Source organism: Mesorhizobium sp. M6A.T.Cr.TU.017.01.1.1, from assembly GCF_004023115.1.
GTDB classification, from domain to species: Bacteria; Pseudomonadota; Alphaproteobacteria; order Rhizobiales; family Rhizobiaceae; genus Mesorhizobium; species Mesorhizobium mediterraneum.
This window is the reverse complement of the sequence record NZ_RZTA01000066.1, coordinates 21060-35020: the sequence shown is the minus strand read 5'-3', so window position 1 is coordinate 35020 and position 13961 is coordinate 21060. Positions and strand designations below refer to the sequence as shown.

The 13961-nt window shown below is 58.9% G+C and carries 13 protein-coding genes; 4 read left to right on the top strand and 9 right to left on the bottom strand.

Features of this window, described 5'->3' with window-relative positions:
* Positions 1-516 precede the first annotated feature (516 nt).
* Positions 517-1065, top strand: coding sequence for an inorganic diphosphatase (locus EOB36_RS20685; RefSeq protein ID WP_095485542.1), 549 nt, complete (start codon positions 517-519; stop codon positions 1063-1065).
* A 154-nt stretch (positions 1066-1219) separates the two neighbouring features.
* On the opposite strand, the gene EOB36_RS35280 is transcribed toward EOB36_RS20685, so the two are convergent.
* From EOB36_RS35280 to EOB36_RS20665, 5 genes are all read right to left on the bottom strand, one after another.
* Positions 1220-1531 carry a helix-turn-helix domain-containing protein gene (locus EOB36_RS35280; RefSeq protein ID WP_245461595.1) on the bottom strand — a complete coding sequence of 104 codons (312 nt, stop codon included), beginning with the start codon at positions 1529-1531 and terminating at the stop codon, positions 1220-1222.
* Positions 1468-1836 carry a hypothetical protein gene (locus EOB36_RS35275; RefSeq protein ID WP_245329874.1) on the bottom strand — a complete coding sequence of 123 codons (369 nt, stop codon included), beginning with the start codon at positions 1834-1836 and terminating at the stop codon, positions 1468-1470. The genes EOB36_RS35280 and EOB36_RS35275 overlap by 64 nt, the downstream gene beginning before the upstream one ends.
* A 1211-nt stretch (positions 1837-3047) precedes the next feature.
* Positions 3048-3572: a ferritin-like domain-containing protein gene (locus tag EOB36_RS20675; RefSeq protein WP_095485141.1), complete on the bottom strand. Its 525-nt coding sequence runs from the start codon at positions 3570-3572 to the stop codon at positions 3048-3050.
* 1205 nt (positions 3573-4777) lie between these two features.
* On the bottom strand, positions 4778-5326 hold the full coding sequence (locus EOB36_RS20670) for a hypothetical protein (protein WP_095485142.1): 549 nt from the start codon (positions 5324-5326) through the stop codon (positions 4778-4780).
* Between the two features lie 10 nt (positions 5327-5336).
* On the bottom strand, positions 5337-6512 hold the full coding sequence (locus EOB36_RS20665; RefSeq protein ID WP_127206553.1) for a zinc-dependent alcohol dehydrogenase: 1176 nt from the start codon (positions 6510-6512) through the stop codon (positions 5337-5339).
* A 454-nt stretch (positions 6513-6966) separates the two neighbouring features.
* On the opposite strand from EOB36_RS20665, the gene EOB36_RS20660 reads away from it, so the two are divergent.
* Entirely contained in the window at positions 6967-7671 is a 705-nt protein-coding gene (locus tag EOB36_RS20660) for an ATP-binding protein (RefSeq protein ID WP_164897571.1), read from the top strand.
* Between the two features lie 172 nt (positions 7672-7843).
* The gene (locus EOB36_RS20655; RefSeq protein WP_095485144.1) at positions 7844-8920 is read left to right on the top strand and encodes a histidine kinase dimerization/phosphoacceptor domain -containing protein; all 1077 of its coding nucleotides are present in this window, start codon (positions 7844-7846) and stop codon (positions 8918-8920) included.
* Positions 8921-9074: 154 nt separating this feature from the next.
* Here the strand turns inward: EOB36_RS20655 and EOB36_RS20650 are convergent, their stop codons facing one another.
* The 3 genes from EOB36_RS20650 to EOB36_RS20640 form a co-directional block, all read right to left on the bottom strand.
* Complete coding sequence (locus tag EOB36_RS20650) at positions 9075-10475, bottom strand: phospholipase D family protein (RefSeq protein ID WP_128285589.1); 1401 nt, start codon at positions 10473-10475, stop codon at positions 9075-9077.
* 58 nt (positions 10476-10533) lie between these two features.
* Positions 10534-11457 carry an endonuclease/exonuclease/phosphatase family protein gene (locus EOB36_RS20645; protein WP_245329846.1) on the bottom strand — a complete coding sequence of 308 codons (924 nt, stop codon included), beginning with the start codon at positions 11455-11457 and terminating at the stop codon, positions 10534-10536.
* A 241-nt stretch (positions 11458-11698) separates the two neighbouring features.
* A complete protein-coding gene (locus tag EOB36_RS20640; RefSeq protein WP_095485146.1) occupies positions 11699-12064 on the bottom strand; it encodes a low affinity iron permease family protein in 366 nt (121 codons plus the stop codon).
* Positions 12065-12264: 200 nt separating this feature from the next.
* On the opposite strand from EOB36_RS20640, the gene EOB36_RS20635 reads away from it, so the two are divergent.
* Entirely contained in the window at positions 12265-12564 is a 300-nt protein-coding gene (locus tag EOB36_RS20635; RefSeq protein WP_095485147.1) for a pyridoxamine 5'-phosphate oxidase family protein, read from the top strand.
* A gap of 64 nt (positions 12565-12628) precedes the next feature.
* Here EOB36_RS20635 and EOB36_RS20630 read toward each other — a convergent pair whose 3' ends face one another.
* Positions 12629-13951, bottom strand: a complete 1323-nt coding sequence (locus EOB36_RS20630) for an FAD-binding oxidoreductase (protein ID WP_095485148.1) — start codon at positions 13949-13951, stop codon at positions 12629-12631.
* Between the last annotated feature and the right edge of the window lie 10 nt (positions 13952-13961).

The window sequence follows — 13961 nt, the reverse complement described above, 5'->3', positions numbered from 1 at the left end:
TTGTGGGCGCGGAGCTGAATGCCGAGATGGAGCATCAGACCGCCAAGGACACCACCACAGGTGCGCAGCAGCCGATGGGTGCGCGAGGTGCCACGGTCGCCGACACGCTGGGCGGATCGGCCGATGCTGCCAACCAGCAGTCGCGTTCGGGCGAGCACAACACTTAGCGCGCAGATCACTTTGCATCTCCCCGCAACTTCGCTTGGCGCAAATGACGGTGCTAGATGGCCGTCATCTTTAGACAGGCATATCGAGCGATGTGAGGTAATCCTCCCCATCACCGGAAAGACAAAGCAGGGTTCAGATGCCGCTCCCTCGCTTCGGCCCTGTTGGGGGCGCGCTTGCCGAGGGCTTCAGGCGGAAAGCTTCCAAGAGGGGCCGCAGCGGCCAAGCAGCCGGGCGGCCGAGACCAGGCTCCGATGCCTTCGAGACCCGGGTAGGCACGTTCGGAACAAATCCGCCATCCGCCGCTTAGAGGGGTCTAGAGCCATTGGCATGGACTGGCGAGGACCAAACGTGGCGAATTATCTGACACTGCCTACGACTACATCGAAAGGTCGGATCAGGGTGGTCGTGGAAACGCCGCGTGGCGCCGAAGCAAAGTTGACTTACAAGCCCAAGAAGAAGCTTTTCGAATATACGCGGCCGCTTCCAGCGGGCCTTGCCTACCCGTACGACTGGGGCTTCCTGCCTTCTACACTGGGCGACGATGGCGATGCCCTAGACGGTCTAGTCATCCATGAGGCAGCCAGCGCCCCCGGTGTTGTCATCAAGTGCGATCTGCTCGCGGCCCTTCGTGTCATGCAAACGGAGAACGGCGAGACCGTGAGAAACGATCGCTATGTATTTTGCCCGCACAAGCAAGATGCGCATAGCGAGTCTCTCCTTGGCGAGAATGTTCCGGATCGTTTGCGATCCCAGATCGAGCAGTTTTTCCTCGCGTCGGTGTCCGGCACCGACAAGCAGATCGAATTCGAAGGGTGGCACGATTCCAGCCAAGCTCTCCGGAACATCCATCGGGCCATGAGAACTTTCAAGCGGAAACAGCGAGCCGCCGCTCTCTGAGCGTTCCAATACTAATAAGAGTGCAGCTTGAGAACACAAGGCTGCCTTGGACGCCGCGCGGGCACCTTCACGGGTCCAACATGGGCGAAGTGCACACGTAAGCTGACAGCTGGTAGCGAAAGTCCCAGATCATGAGTGCCGGTCGCGAAGCGATTTATGCCGTGAAGAATTTGATGGCGAAAGGGTAAGGCGATGGGGAAACGCTAATGGAGATGCGTCCTTGGAATTGCCGACGACGGGTGCTCGTCGCTAGTGACTTTCGCCGAAGCCGCAGATAATAGCGGTTAGTCGATTTCCCCAGCAACCGCTCATATTCCCTCTCCGGCTCGCTGTAGGTGCCATCGGCCAACTGGAACAGACCATCACGATCGCTGATGACGATCTCACCCCGCGTGGCTCTGATCAGGCCCCTGCCCTCAAGCTCCTGGATGGCAACCGTGACACCCGGTCGCCGCACACCGAGCATGACGGACATGATTCGTGGGTGATTGCAAACCGGTCGTTGCGGACGCGGTCGTGGCACATCAGAAGCCAGCGAGCCAAACGTTCGTCCAACTTCGACCGTGCGTTCACCAGGGCGGTGTAGCTGGTCTGAATATAGAGGGTCTGGACATAGAGAAGCAGAACAGCCTTCAGCGTAGTGCTCTCAGACAGAGCAGACGACAGTGCCGGGGCTGGAATTCGCAAGCCGCTTCCCGCCAGCTGCATATAGGTGTCATGCGCGGCGCGATCGCCGCCTAGGGCCACTAAGGCTCCGGTCATGCCGGTCATGCTTCCATGCCGATCAGGCCGACCTCAGTATCCCGGCACACGCAAAGGGTTCGCCGTTCCATTGTGCGAAGCGACGGGCCCATGAGTGCCCGGCATTGGGGCACAGGCATTGCTGACCGTCCGATTGAGGTGCCAGACAAATTGATCCACTGCTGGGCACCCTTGGCCTCTGTACCAGCGCGTTAGGACGTCCGAAGAGTAAGCTGGCTGCCCTGGGAGTAACACGCGGGAGCCTGGGTTAGGCCCGCCGCCTCATGCTGACGCCAGAGGCAGTGAAGGGAATCGATCGCACCTGCGATGTCAAACTCGCAGCAGCTAAGACAAGCGCTCTCTTCCGGCCAGCACTGAAACCCCGTGTTAACGTCGTTCGTGGCTGAGATGATGCGGCCGCAGCTTGAAAGTGTAAGGTACGGCTCGCTGCCAGGCACGGAGGCGAAAATGAAATTGCTGGAATTGCGCTCTTGTGCACGGGCATGATCAGCGCAGCAATGCCAGCCATTCGCGCTGAGGATCAGCTTGTTCCGCCTAACCACGTAGAAGCGCCAGAGCCGGCAGTTCATTGCGAGGGCCAAAACTGCCTTCCACCATCCGATGACCCTGTCGAGGAATGCAAGGGGCAAGATTGCACGCCGGCTCCGCCGGTTGACCCAGGTCCGCAGATTGAACAGGTCGACTGAACAGCATCAGCCGAACACCCCAACCACGAAGGTGATCGTAGACCCGCGGAGAAGGTTGGATCCAGGTCCTCTCCCTCCGCCGGTGTGGTTTGACGACATCGATCAGCCTAATGCGATCGCGCTTTCGTTCAATCGGTACCCCGTCCGTGGTGAGGAAGCGGAACGGCTTCGGGAAGGCCGCGAATATTGTCACCCCCGCCGAATACACTTTCATCTTGCCGACGCAGTACGCATTTCGGCCTGAATGCTGGCGAACAGCCGGATTTCGAGGGCAATCGGCCGGGCCGCATCGGCACCCCCCCCGGTTGGTTTTGATCCCCATGATAAGGTCGTCGCGCTCTGGCGTACGGCTTCCAGGCGACCAAGAAAGAGGACGACAGTGCCATCGTCGATCAGACGGTTGACCGAGATGTTGGGCTCGAACAGGAGTTGCCGCAGGCACCGGCGACAAAGGCGCGCCTCCGTCGTCCGGAGGCGCGTTCTCTCTCTTGTTCATGACGTGCTCATTGATTCTGCTTCCGAAGCGCCGTTTAACTAGGCAGCTTCCTGCATCGCTCGCTCGTTGACGCTGGTCTCCCCAAGCTGCGTCAGCGCTTCGTCAGTCGCCTTTTCCTCTTCGAGCGTCTCCTCGAGCAGTGGCACGGCATCCTTTAGGCCGAGCAGTCCGGCCCAGGTGATCAGCGTGCCATAGCGGGCGATCTCATAGTGTTCGACAGCTTGCGCCGCCGCCACAAGACCAGCGTCCAGAGCTGGAGCTTCCTTGAATTCCTCCAGTATCTCCTGTCCTTCCTCAATAATGCCGTCGATCGCGGGACATGTCTTTCCTTGTGCCCGTTTGCCGAAAATCTCGAAGACCTGCTGCAGCCGTTCGATCTGAGCCTCCGTCTCGTCGCGGTGCTTTTCGAATGCGGCGGTCAGTTGGTCGGATTCGGCACCCTTCGCCATCTTCTTCAGCGCAGTCAGGATTTTGCGCTCAGCGTAGTAGACGTCCTTCAGTCCGTCGTGGAAAAGATCTTCGAGGCCCTTGGCCTTGCTCTGCGATTCATTTTTCATAGCCATCGTCGTCTCCGAATGTGAGAAACGCGTGTCTGGTGGCACGCGCAGCTTTAACCAAAGTGGGTGCTGTTTGTTCCTTTGGCCCGATCGGCAATCCTCTGTGCCTGGACGTCATCGACGTAACCGAACAAACCGCAACGCCCCTCAGTAGTGCCTCACGCCTACACGGGCCTGGATTGCGAGGGATTGAGGCAGCGCGCAAGCGGCCATTTCGCTGGATGCCGGCGAAACGTGCAACCCGCCCCGGTGTTCCGTGCACTAAAGAAAGCCCGCGCCCTTCGGGAAAAAAGGACGCGGGCCCATCGGGAGTCATCCATGTCGCAGCTGCACAAATGAAACTTTCAGCCCGCGCCGAAGTTCCACACGGAAACAAGAAAGGCCCGCCGCGCCTCCAGCCGCGCCGCTCCACTGGCCACCAAACGAAATATGAAACCGGCGCCCGAGGGGATGGGAAGGACGCGGCCTGATCAGAGGGTGCAGTCCGATCAGCACTAGGGCAAGTGCTGCACGACCCGAACGCATTGGCTCGGCCAGGTTCCCGCACGGAATACAAGCCCACTGCCAGAACCCGCCCTCGCTCGATTTCAGCCAAGCCGCCTACCGTCTCCCCCGAATGCCAGGTCGGAAGAACGGACGAGCGTCTGTAACCGAGAGCGATCACGGCTGAGTTCTGGAGGACGAGTTCCAGGATTTCTATCCCGTCCAGACTCTAGCCGTGCCTGCTTGCGACGGATGAATTTGCCTTCGGACAGTGGCGCTTCGCCTGCCGTTCAGGAACAACAACGCCCAAGCCAAGTTTGGTGGTCCAGGAGGTAACGACAATGCGCATACTGAGAACCTTCTTTGAATACTTGTGGCGCTCGAACAGCAAGTCGCCAACAGACCTTGCGCCGCCCGTCGACGCGATCGTTCGGCTGCTGAAAGAAAAGCAAAAACTCGCTACAAAGAAAGGACTTGGTCGACCAGATTAGACTGCTGGCGGCTGACCGTGCTGTAGCGAAGGATGTGGCGACGGGGCACACAGCATCACGCGTCACCTTGCCTATCTGCAGCTTTAGACGGAAACTTGCCATCGGGAACGGTGCACCCGCGGCAGGCTCGGGCATGCGGCAATGCCTTGGTCGCCTGGAGCAGCGCCAATCGGCGCCGTGTGTATCGGCGGCAATCACGAGAGAAGGAGGATCAGGTTCGCGCCAGTTAGTCACCGCTCAATTCTGGCTGGCAGGTGACGACATGTCTTTTCGTGCAAGGCCCCGCACAGCTTCAAGACCCCGTGGGAAGCCGCTGCGGTTACTAAAATCCTGCGGTTGCCGGCGACCTCGAGCGTGCCGGGCGCTTACCTTTTGCGCCGTCAATAAATCGATGAGTGTCACACCGGCAACGAGCACCAATGCAAGTCCGACGTTGTCACGTTTTGGATTGTCATGCCGGAACGCCCATAGGAGTGTTCCGATGTCGAGCCCATCACCGGCCACACGGCTCCAAAGCCCGGACTGTCTGTCTGCCGACAAGGACAGAATGCCGCTGCTGAGTTCACGCGCTCCATAGGCGCGGATCACGCCTTCCTTACCAGGTATGCCGAGTGCGCGGGCGATGCGCTCGGAGGCTATGAGTTCGACCATGCCCAGCGCAATGCTAAACCATCCGAGTTTGCGCGCTACCATATCGGAGGGCGCGAGCGCCTTTGGGCCAGATTTTACGACCTTTGGGTCGCTTGGCCGTCTGCTGAGATTGCCGAATTTGCTAAGCATGTTCATGACACTGATCCTATGGCTTCAGTACAACTTTGACGCAACTGTCCTGCTTGTCGCGAAAGATCTTGTACATCTCGGGTCCTTGTTCGAGCCCGGCAGTGTGGGTGATGACAAACGACGGGTCGATCTGACCTTCTTCGATGCGGCGCATTAGGTCGTCGGTCCAGCGGTTCACATGGGTCTGGCCCATCCTGAAGGTCAGGCCTTTGTTCATGGCTTGGCCCATCGGGATCTTGTCGACGAGCCCACTGTACACGCCCGCGATTGAGATGACGCCGGCTGGCCTGCAGACATAGATCATTTCACGCAGCACGTGGGGCCGATCGCTCTCCATCAGCATCATCTGCTTCGCGCGGTCATAAACGGTGTCCGGTTGACGGAAGGACACGTGACTTTCCATCCCGATGGCGTCGACGCATTTATCTGGCCCATTGCCGCCTGTAAGCTCGTTCAGCCTTTCGACAACGCTCTCCTCCAGGAAGTTGATGGTAATCGCGCCGCCCGCTCCGGCCATGGAAAGGCGTTCGGGCAGGCAATCTATACCCACGACCTGCTTGGCACCGAGAAGAATGGCGCTGCGAATTGCCATCTGCCCCACCGGGCCACAGCCCCAGATCGCGACGGTGTCGGAGGGCTCGATTTCGCACTGGACAGCAGCCTGCCAGCCAGTTGGCAATATGTCGCCAAGGAAGAGGACCTGCTCATCGGAGAGCCCGACCGGTACCTTGATGTGCGTTGCATCGGCAAATGGTACGCGAACATACTCGGCTTGTCCGCCCGGATAACCGCCAGTCAGATGGGTATACCCAAACAGCCCAGCCGTCGTGTGACCGAACGCCTTGTCGGCAATGTTCTTGTTGCGGTTGGTTCGTTCGCAGACCGAGAAGTTCTTGCGCTTGCACTGGTCACATTCCCCGCAAATGATGGTGAAGGGAACGACGATGCGGTCTCCCTTCCTAAGCGCGCCGTTTACCCCGGATCCAACTTCCACCACCTCACCCATCATTTCGTGGCCCATTATGTCGCCTGGCAGAATTGCCGGAATGAGGTTGTGATAGAGATGCAGGTCCGAGCCGCAGATCGCGCAGCTCGTCACCTTGACAATGACGTCGCGCGGGTCCTCGATTTCGGGATCGGTAACTTCATCGCAACGTATGTCTTCTGTTCCATGCCAAACCAGCGCTCGCATGCTTAATCTCCCGTAGGCCTGGTTCGCGGCGTCGTGAGAGCGAGCTCGGCCGCTTTCCTTCAGGCTGTGAATTGGCTTTCCGGGGTCCAACCGCGAGGCAGCATCCATGTTCCCCGCCTTCGTTAAAAAACTTAGGCCGGCTTGGGAAGGTGGGGCTGATGGCAGTGTCGGAGCGTCGAGAAGGCGGTGGCGCCCTGCCGGACATCGTTAAGAAAGGTCAAGGAAGCGTGCAACGTCTCCGGGCTTCGCCGTGGGTGGTGGTGCATGGCGGCAACGTGATGGGGCAGGTTGCGAGTCCGGGTGGAGAAGGTTGGATTTCAGGTGCTCCCCCTCAATCACGACATACGGTTTGCACATGTGAGGAACGTCGGTGGCCTTCGCGCAGTTGCGGGCGTGAACTGGAGCGTGATCGCCGTCGATGTAGAAAGCAGATTTCCTTTCGCCAGCTTCGATTTTGCTGCCAAAGGCATTCTCATCTTTAAGGAAACCGTTCCGCAATATCTCACCCTCAGGTGGGGCGGCACTGCCGGACGGAACCGCAATTCATCGCGCCGAACTCGATCACCTGTTATCGCTGGTTCAAGATTCCGAAAGCAGCACAACGGCGCTCTTGGGACCTCCTGGCGCCGGAAAATCTGCATTGCTGGCAGCATTCGGCCAGCGCCTTCATGACCAAAACATTCCATTCCTGGCGATCAAAGCAGACTTGCTAGACCTCGACATTTCTGACGAGGAAGGACTTTCACAATCCATCGGCCTGGATCACATTCCGACAAAGCTTCTACTTGGGCTGTCGCTCACGCGTCCGACCGTGCTCATCATTGACCAGCTTGACGCACTGGCTGGGTATGTAGACCTACGCACCGGTCGTCTTAATGTCCTACTCAATCTTGTACGCAGGCTGAGCGGCGCACGGAACATGCACATCGTCTTTTCCGCCCGCACCTTTGAATATGAACACGATGTCCGCCTTCGAACCATTCGTGCCGAAAGTCTTAACCTGGAGTTGCCGCCCTGGAGCACGGTACTCAGAGCCGCCGCCGCCAGGTGGAAACATTCTGTCGGCAGTTCCGGCGACGTGCAGATCGTCAACTTCGATTGGCAGAGACGGGATTTTGGCACAACGCTGTTGGAAAAAGGTCGTGGCCGTGCAAAGTGACGCAAGGTTGACTGAACTCTCAGCAAGACGGCCTGTGTTGCCCATGGCTCTGCCGCTCCGTGACGCGGGCTCGTCCAACACCTGACATCGCTCAGCCGCTTCCGGCGTTGGCGGTGTCGAGCAAAGTGCATGACTGAGACTGAAGCTCCCACGCAAAGCACAGGCGACCAAGATGACATCAGATTCAGACAAGGCAGTTGAGCAATTGCTCGATACGCCTGACCTTGCCACCGCGCTGGAAAGCGAGCAGTTCAAAAAATTTCTTGACCAGGTGCCGATCGCTATCGCCGTGTCGGATTTGGGCGCCAAGGAGCGCGTCGTCTATGCAAATCCAGAATTTGAAAAAGTGTCAGGCCTGAAGGCAGCCGAGCTTACCCGGCAAAACTGGGGAGCACTTTCCGGCATTGGCATCCACCAGCAGAAGGGCCGGCCTCTGCCCGAGGCCTTGGTTGAGGAAACCGATTTCGTCGGCACTTTCCGGCTGGAGCGCGTCGGGGACAACCCGGCTCTTGTCGACGTTTATTCAAACATCATCGTGGACGACAACGGCACGAACTGCTTCCGACTGGTGGCTCTGGTCGACGTGTCATCCCATGGCGAAACTGAAGAAGCGCGCTTGGTGGAGGAGCGCGTCCGCGAGAAGGACACCCTGCTGCGCGAACTGCAGCACCGGGTGAAGAACAACTTACAGATGATCACCGCATTGATCCGTCTGGAAACCCGTAACGCAACCGAGCCCGACCAGAAAAGGTTTGAGAGGCTCGCCGGGCGCGTCGACGCTCTGGCGATCCTCTACCAGACGCTTTCGGCAGACGAGCACAAGGATGATGTCGATCTCGGCGTTTATCTTAGCCAGATCGCGTCCGCGGTGATGGGGTCGCATGCAGTTGAGGGGATCCGCCTCGACATGAAGGTGGATACCTATCCGGTGTCGATCAACGTCGCCATGCCAACGGGACTGGTCGTGAACGAATTGCTCACAAATGCACTCAAGCATGCCTTCCAAGGGCGTGAAGGCGGGACGATAAAGCTGCACAGCATCGCCGATGGCGACGGCTGCCTGGTCATAGTTGCGGACGACGGAATCGGCCTGCCGGAAGGGGAGACATGGCCCAAGCCCGGCAAGCTCGGCGCGCTGATCGCGCGCTCGCTGACCGAGAACGCCAAGGCACAGTTCAACGTCGCCTCGAGCCCCGGCGAAGGGACGAAGGTCACCATCGTCTTCACGCGATCGGCGGCAGCAAGCTGACAATGGCAGAGGGCCGATGCTTTCATGCTCCGGGCCTTCCCGCCGCGGCCCCGGGTGCTTGGCGCATGCACGTCGCCGTTCTTCAGGTATGCCGTACCCGACGCGGCAAGAACGCCGCGCGCCGTTAGCACCTATGCTATCTATGTGGGTCTGGCTAAAGCTGAGACTCAACCGGAAGGTGGCGGACCAGGGCCGCCAGAATCCGGCGAAATATTCCGGCCTCTGGTTCGTCTGTGTATTCTTGGAGTTTGCCTTGGTCGCATCCATGCCAGTGCAGTACATTGTTCTTTAATTCCAGCCGATAGCTGGTTTCTGGTGATATCTCCGCTTGAAAAGAGCGCCGAAGTTCACCGACTAATTCGGCATCCTCAAAGAGCACGCCCATCTCCGAGTTCAAAGACACTGACCGGGGATCAAAATTGAAGGAACCGACGAACCCGGCCCTGTCGTCAACCGTGAACGATTTGGTGTGCAGACTGGCACCCTTGGAGCCAAACACAGAGATTGGCTGTCGGCGAGTGAAGGGCTGGAGCTCGAACAGTTTCACGCCATTCCTCAGCAATCGCTTGCGATAGTTCGCATAAGCTCCATGGACTGCGGCGACGTCTGTAGCGGCCAAGGAATTGGTCAAAACCGAAACGTCAACTCCGTTGCTGACGAGGTCTAACAGGATCGCGGAGCCCCTTTTGCCGGGGATGAAATAGGGAGATACGATTTCCAGACAGGTGCGGGCCGATTGAATGAGGGGAAGCAATTCCTTCGTAAGCCAGCTGCGACGTCTCCAACCCCTCACCTTCTCTGGAGGATCGGAAATCACCCGAACTCGATCCACCAAATGCACGTCGTTGCTAGTTGCGATGAACTCTGCGATGGATCCTCGGTCACCGACCCCGTTCAACAGCATTGATTGGGTTTCGAGATCGCTTCCTGAAAACAAATCGCAATGCTCGTTCTCAGCGGCTGATCCCAGGACACTAATTGATTTTGCGTCCTCGCAAGCCCAGAAAGCCTCAAATATTTCGGCGGTTTGCTGCACGGCAGGACCGAGGAGCAGCACGTCCAGGTCGCGGAAATTGGTTTCCGCTGCGTCGAAATAGGCATCGCCAACGTTCCGCCCGCCTACGATTGCGACACTGTCGTCAGCGATCCATGCCTTGTTGTGCATCCTCCGGGTCAACGCGAAAATGCGCAATACAAATTCCACAGCGCGCATGACGCTGCGTTGCCTCACGCCGCTTGGATTAAACAACTTCAACTCGATGTTTGGATGATTGCTCAACGCCAGATATGCGGAATCGTTCTTTCGCGGATTGGCGTCATCAAGGAGCATGCGCACACGCACGCCGCGCTCAGCGGCCCGGAAAACTTCCTGCAAGAGCAAGCGGCCAGTATGGTCATCGTGCCAAAGGTAGTACATGAGATCGAGACTGCGAACGGCACTCCTTGCCGCCAGAACGCGCCCGGCGAAGGCGTCATAATTGTCCGGGACCAGCAGCAAGCCGCTCTTGCCTGCTTTGATGTTGTCGTGCGCAATCCGCGTAATGGATACATCCATCAAAATTGACTACCCTCGATAGAAACCCGGCCTCGCTCAAAATCGTAGCAAGAACCCGTCAAAGGTAATCTGGTTGCAAATGTAGCTGTCGAAGCCCCTGGAGATTTAATCGTGCCTTGATCGGTAGATGATCGGAGGCGATCCGAGATAGCGGTGTTTGGTGCACTTCGAGGCTGGAAATCAGACTTGGTGGTTTGGCCAGAATCCGATCGAGCGCAAGCAAAGGGAATCGCGAAGGGAAACTGGGCAGCACGGTGTGAATTGGACCAAAATGCGGCAGTAGCGCCAGCAACGAGGATCTGCTGTGCACTCGCCATTCGTTGAGATCGCCAAGCAAAATGGTTGGCCTTAGGACCGAACGCGTTGCCTCAAGCAGCGCGCTGGCTTGCTTGGTGCGCGACCGCCGGAGTAATCCAAAATGTGCAGCGATCACCCGCAGCACCACACCTTCGATTTCCAAATCGACGATCAAAGCACCGCGTGGCTCTAGGCCGGGTAACCTTACTAGACTGACAGCCTGGACCACTCCCTTGCGAGCTAGTATCAAATTGCCGTGCCACCCATGGGATCCAAGGTTCTCAGGCGTGTGTGCACTAACCAGATCGGTTTCTCGTCGAAGCGACTTGAGATCCAACAGGCCCTGCCGCCTTCCCGTACGTTCATCAACTTCCTGCAAGGCAATTATGTCGGCGCCTAGTTCGCGTATGACATCACCAACCCGCTGCGGATCGAACCGGCCGTCGGTGCCGACACATTTATGGACGTTATAAGAGGCGATCGTCACGCTGCCGGGAACGCGGTTCGCCTTGATCGACGTTGGTGGTTCTTGGCAACAAGCGGCTGCGAACGAAGTTGAAAGCGATGGAGTCTGATCGAGCATGCAAATTAAGTTGCCATTCGAGGAGACTGCCAGAAACCAAAGGCAGGAGGGCAGCGAGAAACGAGTTGATTGACCAACGAAGTGGAGGAGGAACAGTTCCATCGAAGGCCGGGTTCAATACGACCGAGGCCGGAGAGCAGGGCAACCAATGCCGCCAGCTACATCCGCTGCGGGGCCCGATTCTCAGATCAGTGAGAACGCTCTTGAGCAACTGGGTTGATCCGTTGGCGTTATAGCTGTCTGAAGGACGGCAGCGACGACCCGACTCCTGTCGCCGACGCGATCAATCTGTTTGTGGTGGCACTGGCCGGCGTACGCTCTTGAATTCCGTCCAGTGTAGCGCTCAGGCGCCAGAGACTCCCACGTGCTCAGCTTCTTGATCGGCCGCCGCCGCTTCCTTTTCAAGCCTCGCCAAATGGGCCTTGATCTCCTCAGGCTCGGCGTGCTCCAGCCCGACGACATTGTTCCTCGTTTCCTTCAATGCAACGATGATCTCGTCGAGCTTCGCATGGATGGCAGCGGTGTCGCGATAGCCCTGGATCAGCACGACACCGGTAATCACTATCGCAGCCACTGAGAGCGCATAGGTGATTACGTTTGTGAGCCCAAACGGAACCATCGCAGTGCAGGCTATCATCGCGACGATCAGCACATAGAAGCCGGGCGGACGAGACAGAAAGTCGGCGATCACGAAGAGAAATCGGTTCATGCGAATCCCCGGACGAACGATGTGATCCGATTGGGACCGCATTTCGGGTGCTCGTCAATGGCACCCTCTTTTTTGTTGGCCTACTGCCCACGTCCTCGGCCCGTCCTGATCTGGGGCGGGCGGAACTCCGCTTATTTGCCGGTACGCGCTTGGAACCACCGCAGACACGTGGCGTTTGGCGTTCTCACAGGAGAAAAGCCATGCCCGACAACGATCAGGAATTCAAAAGCAAGTTTTGGGATTCGATCCGTTCCGACATGACGGCAATGATCGGCGTCCCGGGCGTCCACCCTCGACCGATGACAGCGCAGTTCGATGGTGACCGCAACGTTATCTACTTCTTCACAGCGAAGGACACCGACTTGGCCGAGGCCGTTGCATCTGCAAAGGAAGCGACACTAGTCTACTCCGCTAAGGGACATGACCTGTTCGCCACCGTCGAAGGCTCACTGAGCCTCGAAAAGTACCCTCACGCAACGAATATCACGCATCTCATCTAGGGGCTGCGCCACGGCAGTCACGTTCGCACGAGTTCTGTTTTCTCGCTCCATCGAGACTGCGAATTCATGCGTGCGGGGGCAGTGTCGCGCCGTCACGCCGGGTCCGCACCCAGTCCAGCGCACGGTGATAACGCAGGCTGAGCTGCGGGGCGAAGCTCATATAGAACGGCGCGTAATGCAGGGGCTCGACCTTAAGGGACAGATCCCTTTCCGGCACGCCAAGCGCCCATTCGGAGAGGATGCCGCCGAGCATCGACCCAGTAGGCACGCCGCGGCCCGACAGGCCGGTCAGCGCCACCACGCCCGGCGCCAGCCCGTAAAGTCGCGGAATTGTGCGTTGCTGCATGTCGAGCTCGCCAAACCAGAGGTACTTCCAGCGCAGTTCGGTACGGATCTGCGGGTGCAGCCATTTCAGGCGATCGGTCATCACCTGGCGCGTATAGTCGAGATCGCGGCCGCGCCGCCCCATCGGGAACATGGATGCCACGATGCGGCCTTCCGCATTGTACTTGTAGACGAAGATGTCGCCGCGCCCGTCATGGATCGACGTATTGCGCGGCAGCACCGTGCGGCGCTCCTCCTGCGACAGCGGCTGCGTCGCTGCCACGAACACGCGCATGATGCGGAAACTCTGGTCGAGCTTGGGCCAGCCGCCCACCGTATATGCGCCGGTCGCGAAGATCACCTTATCGGCCAGCACGCCGCCCTTGGCCGTGACGACGCGCCATTTGCCGGCCTCCGGCTTGACCTCGGTGACCGCTGAGCCGGTATGCAGGCGTCCGCCCTCCTGGATGACCGCGCGGGCCAGTCCACGCGCATAACCGAGGGGATTAAGATGGCCAGCCTCTTCATGCACCCAGCCGCCGTGAAAGCGCCCGCTGCCCGTGATCGCCTCCATTTCGGCGCGATCGACGAAGCGGGTACGGGCCCCGACGGCGTTGTAGTCGTCCGCCTTGCGCCTGAGTGTCTCGACGGCCGATGGATAGGCGGCAGCCTGGACGAACCCGTTGCGCACCCATTCGCACTGTATCTGGTAGCGCTCGATCATGTCGGCGACACGATCGGCGGCCCGGGTCTGGCGCTGGATCAGCCGTTCGGCCCAGGGTTCGCCGATAAGCTTGCGCAATTGCGGCAGGCTGAAATGGATAAAGGTCGGCGTGCAGTGGCCGGCATTGCGTCCGGAGCCGCCGAAACCGGCCTGCTCGGCTTCGAGGATCACAACCTTGATGCCGGCGCGGGCGAGTTCGAGCGCCGTGGTCATGCCGGTGTAGCCCGCGCCAACGACGCAGACATCGGCCTGAACCGTCTCGTCCAGCGGACGCGTCGATGGTGCTTCACCTGCCGTGGCGTACCAAAGCGTCGCATCGAACGGCGAGAAATTCGCCACCTGCGTCCCC

Bases quoted from the DNA above. Each gene is read 5' to 3' on its own strand.
- EOB36_RS20665 (WP_127206553.1), bottom strand. From the start codon at position 6,512: ATGCGAGCGCTGGTTTGGCATGGAACAGAAGACATACGTTGCGATGAA.
- EOB36_RS35275 (WP_245329874.1), bottom strand. From the start codon at position 1,836: ATGACCGGCATGACCGGAGCCTTAGTGGCCCTAGGCGGCGATCGCGCC.
- EOB36_RS20655 (WP_095485144.1), top strand. From the start codon at position 7,844: ATGACATCAGATTCAGACAAGGCAGTTGAGCAATTGCTCGATACGCCT.
- EOB36_RS20645 (WP_245329846.1), bottom strand. From the start codon at position 11,457: ATGGAACTGTTCCTCCTCCACTTCGTTGGTCAATCAACTCGTTTCTCG.
- EOB36_RS20675 (WP_095485141.1), bottom strand. From the start codon at position 3,572: ATGGCTATGAAAAATGAATCGCAGAGCAAGGCCAAGGGCCTCGAAGAT.
- EOB36_RS20650 (WP_128285589.1), bottom strand. From the start codon at position 10,475: ATGGATGTATCCATTACGCGGATTGCGCACGACAACATCAAAGCAGGC.
- EOB36_RS35280 (WP_245461595.1), bottom strand. From the start codon at position 1,531: ATGCTCGGTGTGCGGCGACCGGGTGTCACGGTTGCCATCCAGGAGCTT.
- EOB36_RS20670 (WP_095485142.1), bottom strand. From the start codon at position 5,326: ATGAACATGCTTAGCAAATTCGGCAATCTCAGCAGACGGCCAAGCGAC.
- EOB36_RS20635 (WP_095485147.1), top strand. From the start codon at position 12,265: ATGCCCGACAACGATCAGGAATTCAAAAGCAAGTTTTGGGATTCGATC.
- EOB36_RS20640 (WP_095485146.1), bottom strand. From the start codon at position 12,064: ATGAACCGATTTCTCTTCGTGATCGCCGACTTTCTGTCTCGTCCGCCC.